A 19,294-nucleotide genomic window follows, 5' to 3' on the forward strand; every position below is an offset into this window, starting at 1 on the left:
CATAAAAATGAGACAGCTGTCTTTATGGAGACAAAATATAGTAAAGAAGTGTGGAAACAATGGAGTGGAAACCTAATCGACAAGTAAAAAAAGCAATATATAAGCAGCTGGCGGAGTATATAGAAAATGGTATCGCAGATGGATCCTTTCCCTTAGATAAACCGCTGCCATCGGAAAGAAAGCTAGCAAAACTGCTAGAATTAAATAGAAGTACGGTAGTTGCTGCATATGATGAGTTAGAGTCGAATGGATTAATTGAAAGAAAACGCGGCAGCGGAACAATGATAAGTAAAGATATATGGGGAATAACCAAAAAACGTGTACCTAGCTGGAATCGTTATATAGAAGCGGGATCTTTTCTTCCTAATCTACCTGTCATGCAGCGGATACGAAAAGAAATGACGGAACATGACCTGATTAATTTAGCAAGCGGGGAACTTTCGGAAGATCTTTTCCCCTTAAGTTCATTGCGGAAAATTACTTCTGACCGAGCTTACATAGGATCATTGGGATACGATCATCCACAAGGAAGTGAAGTGCTAAGAAAGACCATTGCAAATCATATGGAGAAATATCGTGGTTTACAAACAACGCCTTCTTCTATATTGATTACATCTGGAGCCCAGCAGGCTTTACATTTGGTTATTCAATGCTTGCTGAAACCTGGCGATGCGGTAGCAATGGAAGATCCATCTTATCATTATAGTCTTCCGCTATTTGAATCAGCCGGAGTTAAACCTTATTATTTGACTGCAGATGAAAATGGCATAAAACCTGACGATTTAATCTTATTATACAGAAAACACCGAATTAAGATGATATTTCTAAACCCAGCTTTCCAAAATCCATCTGGCGTATCTCTCGGTCAAAAAAGAAGAAGAGAGATTTTAGAAATTTCTTCTCAATATGGTATTCCCGTTGTAGAGGATGATCCATATAGCTTAACTTCTTTTAGCGGAAAGCCATTGCTTCCGCTAAAATCGATGGATCAAAATGGCAATGTATTATATATAAGCTCTCTCTCCAAAATTGTCGCCTCTGGTCTGCGAATTGGCTGGATTATAGGACCTAAGCCGGTGATAGAAAGGTTATCCGACGCTAAGCAGCAGATTGATTTTGGCCATTCTAGTTATTCTCAATGGGTAGCAAACGACTTCTTAGAATCACCCTCCTTTGCAGTCCATTTAGATAATTTAGTTAAACAACTTGAAAGCAGAAGAAATCAAATCATCGAAAGCTTGAATACCTACTTAAAAGGAGAAATGGAATTTCTAACACCAAATGGTGGGATTCATCTGTGGTGTAAAATAAAAAACGAAGTCAATGAAAATCGCTTATTAGAAGAGTCGTTAAAAAATGGTGTTATTTATGCGCCTGGATCTACAATGGGTTCAAACGCTAACTATGTTCGTTTTACGTATGCGAAAGAAACAGAAAGTAATATTGATGAGGGGATAAGGAGATTTGCTGCAGCGCTTAAATCCAGTAAAGAATAATGAGGGAAGGATGCAAGGATAAAGCGTGCATCTTATTTTTATCGCATGAGATAAAAAGTGGATGGTCAACTTATATGAGAATTGGATGGTCTATTTAGAGAGAAAATTTAGTACTATAAATAACGTAGAAATATTAATTGAATAAGTAATGGAGTGAATGGAAATGACCTGGATTACTATTATAGCCTTAGTGTTCTTTTGTATAATAAAAATTTTAATGACGTGCTTGCCAACAGGAGTAGTGGATTGGCTGCTGGATAAATATAAATTGCATTTAAAACTTAATAACATGGAAACAGAAATAATCTACAATGAAATGAAAATAGATGGAGAGAATAAAGAAGCAATTATTAAGATATTCAACGAAGCGATTGTTAGAGAAAAGTATAGTTTATATCCAGGAAGTGAAGAAGCATATCTTAATGCTAAAAATGCGGAGTATTCTCTTGTTATTCATACCAAAAAAGGGAATAAGAACATAAACTTATTTTTGAATAGTTATCAAGACCATGTAGATATTGTGAAAAAGTACAAAAATAAAATGGTTGCATATAGCACCTATCCACTTCAACTAGATGTTTTAACTAAAAAATAAAATATATTTTTACAAATTTATAAAAAGCTATTAAAGGGCTAAGCCATTTGCTGCTGCCACTTTAGTAGTTTTTTTATGCATTTTTTTAAAAATTAATTTATTAAACAATAATGACAAGGGAATTGGCAAAAAATGTCGAATTGAATACATATCAATTTTAATTTGGAGTGTTGCATATAATGGAATTTCTTGTTGAAAGCGAGTACTTTAATAGAGCAATAGCGGATGTGAGTAAAGCAGTATCCCAGAAAACTCCATTTCCTATTCTTTCAGGTATCAAAATAATGGCTACTAAAGAATCATTAATTGTTATAGGAAGTAACGCTGATATCATTATTGAACAAGTAATTCCGATGGAAATAGATGGAGTACAAGTTCTAAAGATAAAGGAGGTAGGCAGTGTTGTACTATCAGCAAAATATTTAAGTGAACTAGTGCGGAAATTGCCAGGGAAAATTCATCTAATAGTAAACGAAAAGCAAATAGCTACGCTTAAAGCGGATGAAATCATGACAACACTTAATGGTTTTCATGCAGAAGAATATCCAACGCTTCCAAGTATGGAAGAAACAACACATATTAGAATGCAAAGCACCGATTTAATCGAGATGATCAACCAGACAGCTTTTGCTGTATCAAAAAGTGAAGCGAGAGCCGTTTTGACTGGCGTTAATATGTTATTCGAAGAAACAAAACTTACATGTGTAGCTACTAATTCTCATCGACTAGCATGGAGAGAGCTTCCGATTGAATCTGGTGTAAGTGGTGCATTCATCGTCCCAAGTACAAGCCTCCATGAGCTTACTAAGTTAATGCAGAAAACAACGGGAATGATTAAAATATTTGCTACAGATCGCTATATTGTATTTAAAACGAATTCAACTACTCTTTATTCTCGATTAATCGAAGGGAATTATCCAAATGTTACTGGATTATTCGCCAAAAATGCAAGGACTATGATTACTGTTAATACAAAACAGCTGTTAAAAGGAGTAGATCGAGCTTGTCTTTTTGCAAGTGAGTGGAAGAATAACAATGTCCATATGGAAATAAAAGATGGTTTGAAATTAAAAATCACCTCTAATTCTTCAGAAATAGGAAAAATAGAAGAAACGCAACCGATCAATAAGCTTGCTGGAGAAACAGATTTAAGCATTTCTCTAGATGGAAGCTTTCTTATGGATGCATTAAAAGCAATTAAGGAAGAAGAAATAAAAATCAGTTTCGGAGGTACAATGAGACCAATATTGATGGAACCAGTTGGAAACAATTCATATATGCATTTGATTTCTCCTGTACGCTCCTATTAGAGATTATAGATTGCTGATATGTATTGGATTTTAAATTTTCTGAAACCTTTGAGATGTTACATTCGTAATTAATCAAAAGGGGAGGGGAATATATGCAAAAACTTGGAGCTGTTGTTATTCTGTTTTCTTTCCTTCTATTAATCTCTTGTGAACTGAAAGAGACGATAAAAGAAGAGAGTGAATCAGATAATATTTATTTTACTTTTAAACATCCTGAAACAGACCAAGAATATGAGATTGTGCATGCTTATAAACTTTATAAAAAATATGAGAAGAGAATGAAAGAAGATTCAGCTACGCCGAACTTTTTGCTGTTTGATGAGGAGGTGATAGAACCAATTGTAGATGCGTGCTATAAAAATGCAGAATTTTTTGTAGGTAATTTTGACCTTACTGTAAAAGCACCAGAAAATATGGAGGAAGTTAATAATATTATTAAAACAATGGATGAGAAGCAGCTTAATAAGGCAATTCAAGAGGCACTCCTTAAATCATCAGATTACATCCCATCAGAAAAGAAGACGAATATATGTATTTTACCTATAGAAGAAGATCACATTACCCAAAGTATGGATACTTGGGGCGCTGGAAAGATAAGTTTTTACTATAATAATAAGTTTTATACCGAAGAGTTTATCAAGACAACGATTGCTCATGAATATAATCACAGTGTATGGTTTGAGAAATATTATAAAAAAGAAGAGGAAGAAACAGTTTTAGATCGATTAATTTTGGAAGGAAAAGCAGTTATGTTTCAGAAATTAGTCTACCCAGATATTGACGTAGATAATTTATATTACAACTTTAAACTAGATTTTTGGAATAAAATTGAACCAGATTTGCAAACGTACGATTTAAAGAGAGCGCAGGAAATATTGATTGGTGGAAACGGATTACCATACAACTATGGTTATAGTGAGGGCTATAATATGGTAAGAACATATTTAAATAAGCATCCTGACATAACACCAGAAGAATGGACTGGACTTACTAGTAAAGAAATATATGAAGAGGGAAATTACATAGAGAACTACCAGTAAGTAATTTGTATGGAGATAAACGTTTCTTCATTGAAAGAAATAAAGAATTGGAAGCGTATTAAGAAGAGACGTTATGTCATCAGTTTAGATAACTTTTTTTAGAATCTTGATGTTAAGTAAAAATATCCATTTAGATAATAAAAAGAGAGTAGTGGTGTATTTATGGAGTTTATTATAGCGATGGGGCTGATAATATTAGCCATTACGTGTTTATCTATAGAAGTAAAGCTAAGAAAATTAACGGAACAAAACAAGGAAATTTTAGAATTGTTGAAAAGGAAAAAGGAAAAATAATCTGTTTAGTAGAAGCGTTTTTGTAGCTATTGTACTTTTGTTTTAGCGACGTATTTTTGTGATAAAAAGACCACTTCTAAATAGAGGGATTTTTTCAAAAAGAAATCAGGAGGAGAACTGTTCTTAATTATATGCCCTAACATGATATTTTTTAATTAAGGAGATAGTAAAATGTGTAAACGCAAGATTGGAATTTGATTATATGACTATGTTGATCTTTAGATTTTGCCGGTCCTGCGGAGGTTTTCTCGTTAACAACTGAAAGTAAAGCAGAAAAAGGGTTAACTCTTTATAAAAAGAAAGCTAATGCCAACGAGACCTTATGAAGTATATATGATTTCGGAATCAGGGAAGACAATAAAAACACATATTGGGACAAAAGTGACACCGGATTATAGTATAAATGATAGTCCAACATTTGATATATTGCTTATTCCTGGTGGCCCATTAAGAGCAATACAATCAATTAGCAAGAATAAAAAGATTATTGAATGGATTAAGAGTCAGAAAAGTATAGAGTATATATGTTCTGTTGGTACCGGTGCCTATTTATTAGGAGAAGCTGGCTTATTAGCTGGAAAGAAGGTGACAACTCATCACCTAGCATTAAAATTGCTCCAGGATAAGTATCCAGATACACCATGTGATATCTCAGGAAAAAGTTGTCCATGATGTCAACATTATTTCATGTGGTGGAGTGTCTTCTGGAATCAATATGGGATTATATCTTGTCGAGCAATTATTAGGAGACTCGTTGCAAAAAGAATTGCTAGAACGATTGAATTTACAAGATGAACATTTCAATAAATATATAGATTTCAATTCAATATTTATAGTAAATCGTTCCATTTTATATATACAGGAGAGGAAAGAATGAAAGAGTTTACTGCTTATCATCTAGTTACTAATCAAAGAATGTCTCGTGGACAGGTTATTCACTTTGAAGAAAAAAAGATGAACACATTATATCGCTTTTTTTTGGAAAAGGAACACCTTAATGCACAGGGCGAAGATTATATGGGGATTTTAGATAATCATTATACAGATGAAGGTTTGCACTTAAATAAAGAGAACGCCGATGTGGTTGTTCAGTATGCAGGGCACACCATGAGAGCAATTAGAGAAGTAATAGCAGAAATGGTGAGACTCCAGGATTTCCCCAATCATCCGTCTAGATTATCCTGTCTGTATGCTGCGAAAAGCTATGAGGATGTCTTAAAATGGAAAGCACTTTTTGATTCCTATAAGCGCAAAGTATTACAAATTGTGAAACTTCATGTGTCTGGAAATTATTTTGAAGGAGACGGAGAGCTTCTGCCTAATTTAGAGGCTGTTCCTTTCCATAAAAAAATGGAACAAGCGCGGGAGTATTGGAAGGGGAATGTAAAAAATGAACTTCCAGAGCTTTTGATAAATGGAAGAATAGAAGTAATGGAGATTATTCATGAATATTTAGATGAAAGTAAGTCGTAAAAATTTGATAGAAGAATGTTTTAGTAACCTTCGTGGACGGCAAACGTATTAAGGAAAAAATAAAGAGGGTTTCATAAAGGGAAAATGTATTGTTTGCAAAAAATACATTACCATCTATTAATGGCATATTCTTATTATTTATTTGTTAATTTTATAGGAGGGCTTGAAATGAAAAAAGAAAAAGATGCTCCTGAAATAAGAAGGGAAAAAATGCGACAAGAAGAATTGAAACATCCATCTAGCAGTGTGCACGGCAGCAATCTTGCTGATTTAGTGGGCGGGTTAGGGTGGAAAGGTACTGGAATACTCATCCTTATCATAATTGTGGGGGTAATCATTTATGCTGCCTTCTTTCAATAAGGCTCTCCCACACATATAATGGGAGACCGCACTTTTCTATATTAGTTAAGAAAAAATAATAATGAAAGCTGGAATCAGTCGTAAGAAAAGAAACTTGTGCGAAAAGGGGGAGTATTAACAGTGATTAATTTAACTTTATTGAATGCAGATGAATATCAAAGATATCTGTCTAGTGCGATAAAAACGTATGCGGAAGAAAAGGTTATCGCAGGAAATTGGAAAGAAGAAGAGGCGCTTAAGAAAGCAGAGGAGGAATATACAAGACTTTTGCCACAAGGGGAGAAGACAGAGCAGAATTTCTTATATACCATTTAAAAGGGTGACGAGGCAGTTGGTGTAATATGGCTTGCGCAAAAGTCTGAAGAACTAGGGTTTATTTATGACATTTATATACTAGAAAAATACCAAGGAAATGGATATGCTAAGGAAGTTTTAAAGAGTATAGAGAATGTTGGTCAGAAACTAGGATTGAAGAAAATAGGTCTCCATGTTTTTGGCCATAATAAAGTAGCTAGAGGATTATATGAAAAATTAGGATTTGAGACTACAAATGTATTGATGGAAAAAGACATTTAATATAAATCCATGCATGGTAGGAGTTAATGGATTCATGTCCGGAACAAGCTGTGAAAAAGTAGGGGGTTAGAAAGAAGTAAGATGCTTGGTAAGCTATTTACAAATAATTTGAAATAGCTTACTATTATACATAGTTTTACTATATACATAGATAATCTTTGTACTATTGTAAAGTTTAATTGATTTAATAAATAGAATTCAGAGGAAGGAGAGAAAGGAAAGAATTGAAGTATTCTGTCATAGGATTAATTTTTCAATTAATTTTTGTTTTCACAATAACTATCTTTAATCCAATTCGAGTTTATGTAATGAATCAATACTCCGTTTATCCTGTAGCATTATTTGAGTTGCTTTTAGGAGTTATAAGTCTAATTTGTGCATTAGTGGGGCTAATAAAGAAAGAGGTTAATGGTCTTTCACTCTTTGTTTTCCTTTTCAGTTTACTAATCTGTGTTTATTTTGTATTTGTATATCTATTAGGAGAAGCAGGAAATCCACCTGAGATTCCATGGTTGTATAAAAAGTAAAAAAATGTATAAGTTAGTTTTCTTAAAAAATATTTTTCGCAGGACCAAAATTGTTTCTTAAAAAGTTAATGAGTGTAATAAGAGGAAATTAAAGAGGAGAGATGTTTTTTATGAAATTTTTACGAGATGATAATTGGGATAATGACGGGTATTGTGAATATTTAAAATCTATCCAGCATGTCTTTGATCCATATACGGGCGAATTCCTTGTGACAAATTCATTCCATGATGGAAGGTTTAAAAAAATGGAGTTAATCAATCATTGTGAAGGAGATATAGATGAAACAATGGATGATCCAACATCAATTAGAGTGGTTATAGAGCACTGGGATGGTACTGTATATGAATTGGTTTGGGATAAAGTGAAAAGATTTTACTTTGATTATGATATTACACGAAATATTGTCGTTAATACAAAAGAAATAGTGGATAATGGAAGAAGTGGGATTGATAATTGGGGTTATGACGAAATTTTAATAACGGAAGATAAGATGTTTTCACATGAAATAGAACTGCTTTCAAAAACACGGATGTTTATCATCTGTAGACAGTTTCAAATCAAGTCATATTCGGCATAATTAATTCAAAGTACTAGACAAAGTTATAAAATTGATACATAGAAAAAACTTTAATTTAAAGAAGTCAGGAACTTTAAGCTATAGTTATTAAATATGTAGTTTTGGAGGGGAACTATGTTTAAAGTAAAACCCCAATGTTCTAATTGCGGTAAACATATTGAAAGAAATGAAGTAGTTTTTGTCAAAATGCGCTATCCAGAGCGCAAAGGGATGACCGAAATAAAGGCTTTTATCCAAAATGAAGGAAAATTAATTTGTGAAGCTTGCTTTAATACTAAGCAATTTTAAGCAAAGACAAATGGAATGGGATTGGGTGTTTTTCGTCATTACCGTTATATAATCATTAATTTTTTAATAAATTGCTAATTAGGAGACTTAAAAATGTATGAAACTAGATGGGCAACTTACAACGAACTGAATATTGTGGCAGAATGCTGGTATAAAATGGCTTGTGAAATGGGAGAAATCGACAGAATTCCAAAACCAAGTCTTCAACGGCTGGAAGAAGTGAAAAATCTATTTCGGAAAGAATTTGAATTAGGAAATTTAATGTTTCGAGTTGCTTTAGATAGTGATGAAAAAATTGTTGCTTGTGCTGGAGGGTTAATTAGAACAGAGTATGCTTTTCCACTTGCGGAAGAACAAAGTCTTTTTGGGTGGATCATAGCTGTATATACGGTGAAAAACCATCGTAAGAATGGGTTAGCTTCTCAATTAGTTGAGGAAATATGTTTATGGCTAAAACAAAAAGGGGCTAAACGAGCAAGATTATGGTCCAGTTCATCTGGCCGATCTGTTTATGAACAGCTAGGGTTTCATAATATGATGGATTTAGCAAAACCTCTTTCTTAAATGAAAGAAATGATAGGAAGGAAGATATAGATTTCAAGTATTGATTAAAGAATTCATCATTATGATGACATAGAGATAATTATTTTGCAAAAGGTGTTGTAATATGATTAAGGTACCAATAGATCAGTATTCTATAATAAAAAAAGAGATTAGGGAAGCTTCAACATTTGCCCATAGTATATTAGATTTCATGATAGAGGGTACTGTATACAGTGATTGTACGAATTATAATTCATTGCTTTTTCAAGCAGCTTCAGGCTTGTTTTTTGTGACAGGTAGTCCTTCGAACGAGCTATTTATGGAGCATTTAATTGATATTTTTGAGAAAACAGTTTTAAAGGGTAATAGATTTACGTTATTTTCCAATGAAATCGTATGGGAGCAGGCAATAGAGAAGTTTCTAAATAAGCGAGTAAGAAGAATCGAACGAATTGCTTATTCCTTTGATTTACCAACATATATTAATAGAACAACAATAGCTAGTCCGTATGATGTCTATCGAATTAATTCTTGCTTAATTGAAAATAGTTTAGAATTCAAAGAAAAATATTATGAGGAGTATTGGGATTCTAAAGAGAATTTTCTTCAAAACGGAATTGGTTTTTGTATGAAAGATAAAAATCGGATAATTGGGGAAGCAGTTTCTATTTTTAAATCTAATAACTATGCAGAAATAGATATAATAACAGACCCAGCGTACAGAGGAAAAGGGGTTGCAAGTCTTGTTTCGCAACGATTTATAGATTATTGTCTTTCTATCAATATTCATCCGCGATGGGATTGTGATGTTGATAATCGTGCATCCGCATATTTAGCTAATAAATTTTGGTTTACCAATCCTAAAAAATACGCTATTTATATAAAAGCATAGTTGTGAAAATAATATTTCTACACATAATAGAGTTTTGCCAGCCAGCTATTCAAAGAGAGCGAGGAAAACCTTCTGTTTCCTCGCTAGACTCTATTATTCTTTCACGCCAATTACTCGAATCCTTTTATAGTCAGCCATCCATTTTCCATCAATATATAAAGTATCCTTTACATTTCTTTCAACCTTTGCAATGATTTCGTTCTTAGCTTCTGTTGGAATATTATGAAACAGTTGGCTTCCAAACATGTCAATCCAATTTCTTAAGCCATTTTCCCCAATTAAGGGAGTTGGTCGATCAAAGTGTTGTGCAAAGGTAACCCGGAATCCGACTTTTTCCATTAAATTTGAATACTCCCCGACACTTGGGTAAAACCAAGGGAAATGCTCTGCGCTGAACGGGAATCCTGCTTGCTTTATTTGCTGTATCACTTCATTTGTTATTGTTTCTACATTGCCTTTTCCGCCAAATTCAGCAACAAATCTTCCACCTTGTTTTAAACATTGGTAAATACCTTTTAATGCTTGGATTGGAGGGTGTACCCAATGGAGAGTGGCATTAGAGAATACAGCATCAAACTCATTTAGATAATCCAAACTTGTAGCATCACGAACCATAAAAGTTAGACTAGGGTATTTATTTAGAGCTTGGTTTATCATATTTTCTGATTTATCAATACCTAATATTTCTACACCGTATTTGTGGATGGTATTTGATAAATCTCCTGTCCCACAGCCAAGGTCAAGAATTTTCTCTCCTTGCTTTGGAGCTAATAGCTCGACTAAATTATTTCCGAATTTTGAAACAAAGGAATGTTTATTATCATATAAACTTGCATTCCAATTATCGGTTTCACTTTGATAGCTTCCCATTCTCCCACTCTCCTTATGTATATATTTGTAAGTAGAATTATAATGGAAAAAAGGGATAAAGGGAATTATAAAATAAGTATTTAACAACGAAAGTTATGAATAGGGAAGCTAATATAGATGTACTTTTGATGATGTTTTTCCAAGTTGAAAATGGCGATGGATTTAGAATAGAATAACTGTGAGTGAATTATAAGATAAGAAACGGGCATTAAAAAGAGGAAAACGTCGAATTCCTCTTTCTTATGGCTTAATAGCCAGCCCAAAGACTATAGGCATATTTGTTTATGTTCATGGTGTGTTGCAAATGTTTTTGGAAAAAATCCAATTGGCCTTCGTTGATATCAAAAGTTCCAACAATGGGATGTTCGCTTGATAAATTAAAAATGCTTCGATACTCAGCAAGTGGAATAGCTGGAAGTTGTTCTTCTCCTACAATTATCATGGAGGGATCGTTGATTTCATACCATTGTACTTGCCTGATCGTTTCTTCCTCGGAAAAATAGTATGGTGATTGAAATGCTTCCACATAAAGTCCGTTCCTTGTCGCATAATCGATAGCAGATGGGCAATTAACGTAAGAACCTATGTACATATAGTAATCCCATCCAAAATGCACAAAGAATTTATCTTTAGCATATAACTGACATTCTAGGAAATTTCGCAATACCATTTTGCAAATAAGGCGTATTTCATTCCTCTCTATAAGCATGTCTTCTTGTAGCACTAACTGATCGAATGCAGCTTCATATAAGGAAGCGGTTAAATCTCTTTCTGAGACTTCCTGTTTTGTTAGGTTTAAAATTCTTAATGAATGAATCCCGCTTTCTTCCAAGAATTTCATAACAGCCTCAACATAAGCATTCTCGACTTGAAGATATTCATCTAAAGTGAATTTTTTACCGTTAATGATCTCTCCAATCTGGGTAGGGGAAGTCCATTCCTCCGTTAAAGTAAAGTAGCCATTTTCATCCCGAAACGCTGGATTGTATTTTGTCACACGCCACTGAAATTTTATGTGATTAGTCATACTGCACCTCCTCAACTAATTCTTATATTAACAGTAAAGCCAATGAAAAGTTATTTATTAGTTACTAATATATAGCCTTTTTTTAAAAGGAATAAACAGTAGGAAAAGGAATAACTCTCCCTTTAACAGCAAAAAGACAGACCAAGCTGTGTTATTTGGTCTGTCATTTGGATATAATTTCTCTGTTAAAAATTGAAACTTCCTTATCCTATTTCTGTTTTTTGCCGGTTTTAGCTGCTTCTCTATTTGGAACAGATTGAGGGGAATGATGTTTTTCACTTCCACCATTTGGCGGCCCATATGTATGAGCATCATCCGTAATTTTGGCACCTTCTAGAAAATTATCCTTAGTTTTCATGTATTTCACCTCCGTTTGTAGTATGTGTCTTGTCTAAAATATTATTTATTTGCTGGGAATCCACTTAGTATTAACAGAGTTTTCTTCTCCTGTTGAGTGAAACTAATTCCATTCTGAATCGTATATATAGATAACAATGGGAAGACAGGAGTGAGAGTATGATGGAGATAGTTTTATCAATAGTAGCTGTAATCATACTTGTTATTTCAGTAATTAGCGTGATTAAACAAAGAAAAAAAGCAGGTGTAACTGGATTTAAAAGTGTGTTAACACCAATTTGCTTTTTTCTTATAAGTATAAACTGCTTATTAGCTATTTGGTTTAAGTATGGGGGACTGGCTGTTTGGCTCATTAATGGTGTTTTGTTATTATTGGCAGCTTATTTCACAAAATATTTGCCGAAAACTAAAAATTGAACGGGAAGGTTCGGCAACCAAAAGCGAACAATTTCTTACAAAGAGCTTATGTTGATAATCTAATTATCGCATAAGCTCTTTTTTTCCTTTATTCACTTAGATAACAAGAAAATTCATTTTTGGAATAGCCTAAATATAGATGTTTAAAAATTCGCTAATCCTTAGTAAATAATCTTATAACATAAATAATGTAAATGGTGGTTGCACTATATAGTAACTTTGTATATAATGTATATATAGTATATATACATTATATTAAGTGTGAAAGATAAAAGAAGAGGGATAAGCATGCAAATAATTATTTCAAACAGTTCAAAGGAGCCGATTTATGAACAAATTACCAATCAAATTAAGTCGTCTATCTTAGCAGGGGAACTAAAGGAAGGAACAGCGCTGCCTTCCATACGCAACTTAGCTAAAGACTTGCAGATAAGTGTGATTACAACAAAACGAGCATATGAAGAATTGGAGAAAGCTGGTTTTATTTACTCGATTGTTGGTAAAGGGTCGTTTGTGGCTGAGCAGAATTTAGATGTAATCAGAGAGAAGAAATTAAAGGTTATTGAAGAACAGCTAAGTGCTGTTATCGCCAATAGTAAAGAAATCGGCTTGCCATATGAGGATTTACTGCAGTTATTCAATATTTTGTATGAGGAGTGAGAAGGATGGAAAATGTGGTGGAGTTAAGGAATGCCACGAAGAAATTCAAGGGTTTTTCTGTTAATAATATAAATTTAGAAGTGAAAAAAGGCATTATAACGGGTTTTATTGGCGAAAATGGAGCTGGGAAATCAACTACAATTAAGATGATGATGAATTTATTAAAACCAGATGCTGGCCAAGTGAAACTCTTTGGGTTAGATTATCAAACACATGAAAAGGCAATAAAGGAACGGATTGGCTTTGTATATGATGGTAATGTATTTTTTGAAGGGCTGAACTTAATCGATATAAAACGCATTGTGGGACCTGCATACAAACAATGGGATGATAAATTATTTTATCATTATGTAGAAAAATTTGAGTTACCACAAAAAAAGGCTATTAAGACTTTTTCAAAAGGAATGCAGATGAAAGCATCTTTAGCAATAGCTTTATCCCATCATGCCGAATTAATCATTATGGACGAACCTACAGCAGGCTTGGATCCTATCTTTAGGAGAGAACTGTTGAATCTGTTACAAGAGTTAATGGTCGATGGTAATCGAACTTTGTTTTTCTCCACTCATATTACAACTGATTTAGACCGTATTGCCGATTATATTGCCTTCATACAAAGAGGAGAATTGATTTTTAATCAATCAATACTAGATATCGCAGAGAACTATGCAGTTGTTAAGGGAGGACTAGATTTACTGGATAGAGACACAGAAAAAAGCTTTGTTCATCTAAATCGTGGTCCGACGGGGTTTGTGGCATTAACAGATAATCGAAAAGAAGTGGATCAGGTATTTGGTGATAGTGTTGTGATCGAACATGCGACATTAGAAGATATTATGTACTACACAAAAGGAGGAATGCAATATGTTTAATTTAATAAGACGTGATGCAATCCTTCAGAAAAGGCAACTCTTAGTATTTATCCCTTTTATCGTATTTTTTATTGTGATGAATATAGACTCTGTTTTCATTTTTCTCGTCGCTAGTATTTTTATCCCGTTTAATGCATATGCATATGATGAAAAAGCAGAGACAAATATATTATTAAATTCCTTACCTTATACACGAAAGGAAATCATTGCATCACGCTATATTGGAGCAGTTGTGTATATGTTAGCGTCTATTCTACTGACAAGTGCAGCCTTGTTTCTTTTTAATAAACCATTTACACTTACAGATATTGCCGTTGGAAGTGGTTTTTTCTTGCTGTTTGCTGCTTTCACCTTTCCATTGTTCTATATGCTTAAGCCTGGCTATATTACAACAGTTGTTATTATCAGTTTTCTTGTTTTATCAGCCATAGGGCCTAGAGTCGTTACCTTTCTAGCGGAACATTTAACCAGTATAACAGATTTTATTATCAATTTATCCCTTCCAACTTTATATACAGGAGCGACCATTTTTATTCTTGTTGTCTATTTAGCCTCATGGGGAGTTGCGACAGTGATTTACCAGCGAAAAGTATTTTAATATAAATATCTTTAATATCCAACAAAAGATGTAGGTACAGAATGAAAAACTGGAGAAGACAGTAAGTGAAAGAGAAGTTATCCATCAGTGGGGGAAACGAAAGTCTCCATTGATGGGAACTTTCTCTCTTTTTTTTAATATAGATTGCTCTATACATACAAGCTGATGTTCTGCAAGGTTCCAAAACTTGTGGATTAGAAGCTTGAAAGGAAATTACGTTTTAATAACAATTGGCCCAGAGATCATTCTTAAAATAAGAATATTTTTTGGTAACAAATCCTTTTTTTAATGTAAATAAGTTACAAAGAGTAAGAACGGAAACCTTTTACTAAAAAAGTACTCCTGTTATAATACAAATAAAGATTCGATGTAATAACGAGAATAAGGGGGATACTAATGACTGGTAAAGTAGATACAAAGGAAGTGTGGACACGATTTATTCAAGAAGGATCTTTAGAACCAGCAAATTTAACTCCAGAGATTGAAGAATCTTGGCATCTTTGCCGGCAAAAAGGCTTAAACCCACATGATGGCATAACTGATTGTATCTTGACCCCAGAGGAATTCGAAGAAAGATTGGCAGAAAATGAATTATTAATTACTTTAGCTAAGCAAAATGTTAAGCGTTTACAAAAATTTTTACGAGGCTGGCGTTTTGTCATTATTTTAACAGATAAAGATGGGTACATATTATATAAAGAAGGGGAAAATTCTATTAGCATTGCAGCAGAAACGATCCGATTTAAAGAAGGAGCAAAATGGGGAGAAATAGAAGTGGGAACTAATGCAATTGGTCTCGCGGCAAGATATAAAAAACCCATGATGGTTAGAGGGTATGAACATTTTTCGAAAGCATCTCAACAATGGAATTGTTCTGCCGCGCCAATTTTTAACCAGCATAAAGAAATGATAGGAGTTTTGAATGTATCTAGTCTCTATCAATCTATTAACCAGCCATATGTGTTAGCATGTGTTAAGCTTATTGCTGATTCCATTTCACTAGATTGGAAAAAAAAGATGCACGAGGATATGGAGTTTTTGCTGCGAACAACTTTCCAAAGCAGTGGACAATACATTGTTTGTACCATTGATAAATACATTTGTGCCCTTCCAAAAAATCTTCAGCAAAAATATCAAAATTGGATTGGCACATCATTAAGTCGATTCGCGCAAGAGACTGGTGCAGTATCTGCCGTACATATTCCGATTATGCACCACCATCGACTCATTGGATATCGAATACCTCTCCGTGCGGAAACAAGCTTTGTTTGGAATGGAAGTAGAGGTTTAAGCAAAAGTTACAAACAAGTGCTGGAATCTATTAAAAATGTCGCCCCCACGGATACTACGGTACATTTAGTAGGAGAAACTGGTGTTGGCAAAAAGTTTCTTGCTAGTTGTATTCATGAAAATAGCCCAAAGTCAACGGCCCCTTTTTATAAATTACACTGTTCGATGCTTACTAAGGATATTCTTCAAAGGTTTCTTTCTACAGATCTGCAGCGTTTGACTAAGAAAAGGCATCAAGTGGTCGAAGAAGCAACGATTTTTTTAGAAGAGATTGGAGAACTTTCGATTCCCTCCCAGCAAATGCTTTTAACCATCTTACAGGAAAAGGAAAGACAACATCACAAATCCTATCGTTTTATCACATCTTCCACGAAAGATATCCGTGATCTAGTAGAGCAAGGGATAATAGATCAAGATTTATTCTATTATATTTATGCCTATCCCATTTATCTTAGTCCTTTGCGTGAACGAAACGAAGATATAATTGCTCTGATTGATTACTATTGTGACAAGAACAATTGGCATCCAGAGTGGAGAATAAATTGGAAATTACTATTTTCAAAGGGACAATGGTATGGAAATGTGCGAGAATTATATAATACTTTAGATCGATGCAGAATTTTATATAAAGAGGTTGCGCCAACTGAAGAACAGTTGTATGAGCAAGTAATGATTGCGGAAAAACATATGCAAAAATCATACCATAGAAAGGATCCGAAGACTAAATTTGAAATTCAGGCAATTACAAACGCATTAAAAAAACACCATGGAAATGTGTCAGAAGCAACAAAAGAACTAAATATGTCTCGTGCGACTCTTTATAGAAAAATAAAAAAATATCAAATAAAAAATTTTTTATAAATGTTCACATTCTCAGTTTGGAAGATAGTGAGACAAAAATGAGACAAATTTATATGATTGGAGAATAAATAAGACAACCGAAATGGTGGTCTTGCACATTCTCCAATCTTTTTTTCGTTTAATAATAAATAGTTTTCTTCAAAGAAATTATTGCTTAAGAAAGTATGCGTATTTTTTAATAAAATGATGGTGAGAAAAGTGAGAAATAATGAGAAAATCTGTCTCGTTTCAATCGATAACAAAGGTTAGAAATGTTGATTTATCAACGTTTTAAGCGCTTTCAAAAATAGAAAATATGTTGTATCATCGAAGTGTGTTAATACTGGAATATAGAATGGAGGAAAGAAAATGAAGAAAGAAACTGCTTATTGGGCCTATACGAAAATGAATGAAATTAGGAAGTTTGAAGATCAAGTTCATAAGATTTTTTCAACCGGGGCAATCCCAGGTTTTGTTCACTTATATGCAGGAGAAGAAGCGATTGCTGTAGGTGTATGTGCACATTTAACGAATAAAGATTATATAACGAGTACACATAGAGGTCATGGTCATTGTCTGGCTAAAGGCTGTGACTTAAATAGTATGATGGCAGAGATTTTTGGAAAAGAAACAGGGATATGCAAAGGCAAAGGAGGTTCTATGCATATTGCTGACCTTGACGTTGGCATGTTAGGGGCTAATGGCATTGTCGGTGGAGGATTTCCGCTTGCAGCTGGTGCGGCTTTAACAGCTTATGTAGAGGGAACAGACAACGTAACTGTCTGCTTTTCTGGAGATGGTTCCAATAATCATGGAACATTTCATGAAGCAATTAACATCGCTTCAATCTTAAAGCTGCCTGTTGTTTTTGTAGTAGAAAATAACGGTTTCGGGGAAGCCACTCCATATCATTATTCTACTTCCTGTAAACAAATTATTGATCGTGCACCAGGCTATAGTATTCCAGGAGTGAGAGTAGATGGAAAAGACTTAGTAGCTGTTTATAATGCTGCTAAAGATGCAGTGGAACGAGCCAGAAATGGAGAAGGTCCAACTCTTATTGAAGCGGTTACGTATCGAAATTATGGTCACTTTGAAGGAGATGCACAAAAATATAAATCAGAAACAGATCGTGAGAAGTGGCCAGTAGATGAAGATTGTATTGAAATCTTTAAAGCATATGCTTTTGCCAATGACTTGTTAACGGAAATAGAAGTGGAACAAATTGAGAACGAAGTGGAAAAGGCAGTGGACAATGCAGTAGAATTTGCAAAAAATAGTAAACAGCCTGACCCATCCATGTTACTAGAAGATGTGTATGTCAACTACAAATAATAAAAGAATGAGGTGAAGGAAGAATGGGAAGAAAGATTACATTTTCACAAGCTATCAATGAAGCAATGGATATTGCCATGGAGAGAGATAATAAAATTATCTTAATGGGAGAAGATGTTGCAGGTGGTGCGACCGTTGACCACTTACAAGACGAAGAAGCATGGGGCGGAGTTTTTGGTGTAACCAAGGGATTAGCAAATAAATATGGTCGTAAACGAGTTATCGATATGCCGATCGCAGAAGCGGGATATATGGGAGCAGCTGTAGCAGCAGCAGTTACTGGATTACGTCCAATCTCAGAATTAATGTTTAATGACTTTATTGGAAGCTGTTTAGATGAAGTGCTTAATCAGGGAGCGAAAATGCGTTATATGTTTGGCGGAAAAGCAAGAGTGCCTTTAACCATACGTACAAACCATGGCGCAGGAGCGAGTGCGGCCGCACAGCATTCCCAGACTTTATATGGTATGTTTACCGCTATCCCAGGTTTGAAGGTAGTTGTGCCATCTAATCCGTATGATGCAAAAGGTTTATTACTTTCTGCAATTGAAGACGATGATTTAGTTGTATTTTTTGAAGATAAAACCCTGTATAGCATGAAAGGGGAAGTTCCGGAGGGATACTATACCATTCCGCTTGGTAAAGCAGAAGTGAAGAGAGTGGGAACTGATCTTACCATTGTGGCAATCGGAAAAATGGTCCATGTTGCGATGGAAGCAGCTGATAGATTAGCGAGTAAAGGAGTGGAAGTGGAAGTAATCGATCCTCGTTCATTATCTCCACTTGAAGAAGAACCAATTTTGGAGTCTGTCGAAAAAACAGGAAGGCTAATTATTGTAGATGAAGCAAATCCACGCTGTAGTGTAGCAGCCGATATCGCAGCACTTGTCGCTAATAAAGGGTTTGATTATTTAGATGCTCCAATTAAAACAATAACGGCCCCACATACTCCAGTTCCATTTGCAACTAATTTAGAGCAATTATATATACCAAACGCAGAAAAAGTTATTAATACGGCATACGAATTAATTAATGAATTAACTTTAGCTCGATAAG

Annotated in this window: 23 protein-coding genes and 1 pseudogene; 21 read left to right on the top strand and 3 right to left on the bottom strand. The window is 34.2% G+C overall.

Annotated features, from left to right (window positions below):
• The first annotated feature begins 59 nt into the window (after positions 1 to 59).
• The 14 genes and pseudogenes from pdxR to NSQ89_RS08215 all read left to right on the top strand — a co-directional run bounded on the left by pdxR (position 60) and on the right by NSQ89_RS08215 (position 9,972).
• Positions 60 to 1,496, top strand: a complete 1,437-nt coding sequence (gene pdxR, locus NSQ89_RS08155; RefSeq protein WP_047940215.1) for a MocR-like pyridoxine biosynthesis transcription factor PdxR — start codon at positions 60 to 62, stop codon at positions 1,494 to 1,496.
• Between the two features lie 163 nt (positions 1,497 to 1,659).
• A complete protein-coding gene (locus tag NSQ89_RS08160) occupies positions 1,660 to 2,091 on the top strand; it encodes a YfmQ family protein (RefSeq protein ID WP_047940216.1) in 432 nt (143 codons plus the stop codon).
• Positions 2,092 to 2,270: 179 nt separating this feature from the next.
• Positions 2,271 to 3,401, top strand: a complete 1,131-nt coding sequence (dnaN, locus tag NSQ89_RS08165; protein ID WP_341132454.1) for a DNA polymerase III subunit beta — start codon at positions 2,271 to 2,273, stop codon at positions 3,399 to 3,401.
• A 92-nt stretch (positions 3,402 to 3,493) separates the two neighbouring features.
• On the top strand, positions 3,494 to 4,441 hold the full coding sequence (locus NSQ89_RS08170; protein ID WP_341132455.1) for a DUF2268 domain-containing putative Zn-dependent protease: 948 nt from the start codon (positions 3,494 to 3,496) through the stop codon (positions 4,439 to 4,441).
• A gap of 627 nt (positions 4,442 to 5,068) precedes the next feature.
• A complete protein-coding gene (locus tag NSQ89_RS08175; protein WP_341132456.1) occupies positions 5,069 to 5,407 on the top strand; it encodes a DJ-1/PfpI family protein in 339 nt (112 codons plus the stop codon).
• 201 nt (positions 5,408 to 5,608) lie between these two features.
• The gene (locus NSQ89_RS08180; protein WP_061800501.1) at positions 5,609 to 6,208 is read left to right on the top strand and encodes a DUF2441 domain-containing protein; all 600 of its coding nucleotides are present in this window, start codon (positions 5,609 to 5,611) and stop codon (positions 6,206 to 6,208) included.
• 168 nt (positions 6,209 to 6,376) lie between these two features.
• Entirely contained in the window at positions 6,377 to 6,568 is a 192-nt protein-coding gene (locus NSQ89_RS08185; RefSeq protein ID WP_061800495.1) for a DUF6366 family protein, read from the top strand.
• Positions 6,569 to 6,688: 120 nt separating this feature from the next.
• A complete protein-coding gene (locus NSQ89_RS25345) occupies positions 6,689 to 6,883 on the top strand; it encodes a histone acetyltransferase HPA2 (RefSeq protein ID WP_445668960.1) in 195 nt (64 codons plus the stop codon).
• 15 nt (positions 6,884 to 6,898) lie between these two features.
• A pseudogene (locus NSQ89_RS25350) lies at positions 6,899 to 7,144 on the top strand (GNAT family N-acetyltransferase); the annotation flags it as partial.
• 224 nt (positions 7,145 to 7,368) lie between these two features.
• Positions 7,369 to 7,671: a hypothetical protein gene (locus NSQ89_RS08195; protein WP_095328386.1), complete on the top strand. Its 303-nt coding sequence runs from the start codon at positions 7,369 to 7,371 to the stop codon at positions 7,669 to 7,671.
• A gap of 110 nt (positions 7,672 to 7,781) precedes the next feature.
• Positions 7,782 to 8,249: a hypothetical protein gene (locus NSQ89_RS08200; RefSeq protein ID WP_341132457.1), complete on the top strand. Its 468-nt coding sequence runs from the start codon at positions 7,782 to 7,784 to the stop codon at positions 8,247 to 8,249.
• Positions 8,250 to 8,363: 114 nt separating this feature from the next.
• A complete protein-coding gene (locus tag NSQ89_RS08205; protein WP_123257571.1) occupies positions 8,364 to 8,537 on the top strand; it encodes a Fe3+ hydroxamate ABC transporter substrate-binding protein in 174 nt (57 codons plus the stop codon).
• 93 nt (positions 8,538 to 8,630) lie between these two features.
• A complete protein-coding gene (locus NSQ89_RS08210; protein WP_123257572.1) occupies positions 8,631 to 9,101 on the top strand; it encodes a GNAT family N-acetyltransferase in 471 nt (156 codons plus the stop codon).
• A 103-nt stretch (positions 9,102 to 9,204) separates the two neighbouring features.
• Positions 9,205 to 9,972 carry a GNAT family N-acetyltransferase gene (locus tag NSQ89_RS08215; protein ID WP_341132458.1) on the top strand — a complete coding sequence of 256 codons (768 nt, stop codon included), beginning with the start codon at positions 9,205 to 9,207 and terminating at the stop codon, positions 9,970 to 9,972.
• A gap of 93 nt (positions 9,973 to 10,065) precedes the next feature.
• Here NSQ89_RS08215 and NSQ89_RS08220 read toward each other — a convergent pair whose 3' ends face one another.
• The 3 genes from NSQ89_RS08220 to NSQ89_RS08230 all read right to left on the bottom strand — a co-directional run bounded on the left by NSQ89_RS08220 (position 10,066) and on the right by NSQ89_RS08230 (position 12,227).
• Positions 10,066 to 10,842, bottom strand: a complete 777-nt coding sequence (locus tag NSQ89_RS08220) for a class I SAM-dependent methyltransferase (RefSeq protein ID WP_341132459.1) — start codon at positions 10,840 to 10,842, stop codon at positions 10,066 to 10,068.
• A 247-nt stretch (positions 10,843 to 11,089) separates the two neighbouring features.
• On the bottom strand, positions 11,090 to 11,869 hold the full coding sequence (locus NSQ89_RS08225) for a DUF7683 domain-containing protein (protein WP_341132460.1): 780 nt from the start codon (positions 11,867 to 11,869) through the stop codon (positions 11,090 to 11,092).
• 208 nt (positions 11,870 to 12,077) lie between these two features.
• The gene (locus NSQ89_RS08230) at positions 12,078 to 12,227 is read right to left on the bottom strand and encodes a hypothetical protein (RefSeq protein ID WP_163185526.1); all 150 of its coding nucleotides are present in this window, start codon (positions 12,225 to 12,227) and stop codon (positions 12,078 to 12,080) included.
• A gap of 158 nt (positions 12,228 to 12,385) precedes the next feature.
• Between NSQ89_RS08230 and NSQ89_RS08235 the strand changes: the two genes are divergently transcribed.
• The 7 genes from NSQ89_RS08235 to NSQ89_RS08265 all read left to right on the top strand — a co-directional run bounded on the left by NSQ89_RS08235 (position 12,386) and on the right by NSQ89_RS08265 (position 19,293).
• On the top strand, positions 12,386 to 12,643 hold the full coding sequence (locus tag NSQ89_RS08235; protein ID WP_341132461.1) for a hypothetical protein: 258 nt from the start codon (positions 12,386 to 12,388) through the stop codon (positions 12,641 to 12,643).
• A gap of 288 nt (positions 12,644 to 12,931) precedes the next feature.
• Complete coding sequence (locus NSQ89_RS08240; protein ID WP_047940229.1) at positions 12,932 to 13,303, top strand: GntR family transcriptional regulator; 372 nt, start codon at positions 12,932 to 12,934, stop codon at positions 13,301 to 13,303.
• A 5-nt stretch (positions 13,304 to 13,308) separates the two neighbouring features.
• On the top strand, positions 13,309 to 14,175 hold the full coding sequence (locus tag NSQ89_RS08245) for an ABC transporter ATP-binding protein (RefSeq protein ID WP_341132462.1): 867 nt from the start codon (positions 13,309 to 13,311) through the stop codon (positions 14,173 to 14,175).
• Positions 14,168 to 14,773, top strand: coding sequence for an ABC-2 transporter permease (locus tag NSQ89_RS08250; RefSeq protein WP_025908694.1), 606 nt, complete (start codon positions 14,168 to 14,170; stop codon positions 14,771 to 14,773). The genes NSQ89_RS08245 and NSQ89_RS08250 overlap by 8 nt, the downstream gene beginning before the upstream one ends.
• Before the next feature lie 396 nt (positions 14,774 to 15,169).
• Positions 15,170 to 16,924 (top strand): sigma-54-dependent Fis family transcriptional regulator, encoded by a 1,755-nt coding sequence (locus tag NSQ89_RS08255; protein ID WP_341132463.1) that lies wholly within the window; start codon positions 15,170 to 15,172, stop codon positions 16,922 to 16,924.
• A gap of 348 nt (positions 16,925 to 17,272) precedes the next feature.
• Complete coding sequence (locus NSQ89_RS08260; protein WP_341132464.1) at positions 17,273 to 18,238, top strand: thiamine pyrophosphate-dependent dehydrogenase E1 component subunit alpha; 966 nt, start codon at positions 17,273 to 17,275, stop codon at positions 18,236 to 18,238.
• Positions 18,239 to 18,261: 23 nt separating this feature from the next.
• Complete coding sequence (locus tag NSQ89_RS08265; RefSeq protein WP_341132465.1) at positions 18,262 to 19,293, top strand: alpha-ketoacid dehydrogenase subunit beta; 1,032 nt, start codon at positions 18,262 to 18,264, stop codon at positions 19,291 to 19,293.
• Position 19,294 lies beyond the last annotated feature (1 nt).

Source organism: Niallia sp. FSL R7-0648 (genome assembly GCF_038007005.1).
Taxonomy (GTDB): Bacteria; Bacillota; Bacilli; order Bacillales; family Cytobacillaceae; genus Niallia; species Niallia circulans.

Bases quoted from the DNA above. Each gene is read 5' to 3' on its own strand.
- NSQ89_RS08210 (WP_123257572.1), top strand. From the start codon at position 8,631: ATGTATGAAACTAGATGGGCAACTTACAACGAACTGAATATTGTGGCA.
- NSQ89_RS08200 (WP_341132457.1), top strand. From the start codon at position 7,782: ATGAAATTTTTACGAGATGATAATTGGGATAATGACGGGTATTGTGAA.
- NSQ89_RS08180 (WP_061800501.1), top strand. From the start codon at position 5,609: ATGAAAGAGTTTACTGCTTATCATCTAGTTACTAATCAAAGAATGTCT.
- NSQ89_RS08185 (WP_061800495.1), top strand. From the start codon at position 6,377: ATGAAAAAAGAAAAAGATGCTCCTGAAATAAGAAGGGAAAAAATGCGA.
- NSQ89_RS08235 (WP_341132461.1), top strand. From the start codon at position 12,386: ATGATGGAGATAGTTTTATCAATAGTAGCTGTAATCATACTTGTTATT.
- dnaN (WP_341132454.1), top strand. From the start codon at position 2,271: ATGGAATTTCTTGTTGAAAGCGAGTACTTTAATAGAGCAATAGCGGAT.
- NSQ89_RS08250 (WP_025908694.1), top strand. From the start codon at position 14,168: ATGTTTAATTTAATAAGACGTGATGCAATCCTTCAGAAAAGGCAACTC.
- NSQ89_RS08260 (WP_341132464.1), top strand. From the start codon at position 17,273: ATGAAGAAAGAAACTGCTTATTGGGCCTATACGAAAATGAATGAAATT.
- NSQ89_RS08245 (WP_341132462.1), top strand. From the start codon at position 13,309: ATGGAAAATGTGGTGGAGTTAAGGAATGCCACGAAGAAATTCAAGGGT.
- NSQ89_RS08255 (WP_341132463.1), top strand. From the start codon at position 15,170: ATGACTGGTAAAGTAGATACAAAGGAAGTGTGGACACGATTTATTCAA.
- NSQ89_RS08230 (WP_163185526.1), bottom strand. From the start codon at position 12,227: ATGAAAACTAAGGATAATTTTCTAGAAGGTGCCAAAATTACGGATGAT.
- NSQ89_RS08175 (WP_341132456.1), top strand. From the start codon at position 5,069: ATGATTTCGGAATCAGGGAAGACAATAAAAACACATATTGGGACAAAA.
- NSQ89_RS08215 (WP_341132458.1), top strand. From the start codon at position 9,205: ATGATTAAGGTACCAATAGATCAGTATTCTATAATAAAAAAAGAGATT.
- NSQ89_RS08265 (WP_341132465.1), top strand. From the start codon at position 18,262: ATGGGAAGAAAGATTACATTTTCACAAGCTATCAATGAAGCAATGGAT.
- NSQ89_RS08240 (WP_047940229.1), top strand. From the start codon at position 12,932: ATGCAAATAATTATTTCAAACAGTTCAAAGGAGCCGATTTATGAACAA.
- NSQ89_RS08170 (WP_341132455.1), top strand. From the start codon at position 3,494: ATGCAAAAACTTGGAGCTGTTGTTATTCTGTTTTCTTTCCTTCTATTA.
- NSQ89_RS08205 (WP_123257571.1), top strand. From the start codon at position 8,364: ATGTTTAAAGTAAAACCCCAATGTTCTAATTGCGGTAAACATATTGAA.
- NSQ89_RS08225 (WP_341132460.1), bottom strand. From the start codon at position 11,869: ATGACTAATCACATAAAATTTCAGTGGCGTGTGACAAAATACAATCCA.
- pdxR (WP_047940215.1), top strand. From the start codon at position 60: ATGGAGTGGAAACCTAATCGACAAGTAAAAAAAGCAATATATAAGCAG.
- NSQ89_RS08220 (WP_341132459.1), bottom strand. From the start codon at position 10,842: ATGGGAAGCTATCAAAGTGAAACCGATAATTGGAATGCAAGTTTATAT.
- NSQ89_RS08160 (WP_047940216.1), top strand. From the start codon at position 1,660: ATGACCTGGATTACTATTATAGCCTTAGTGTTCTTTTGTATAATAAAA.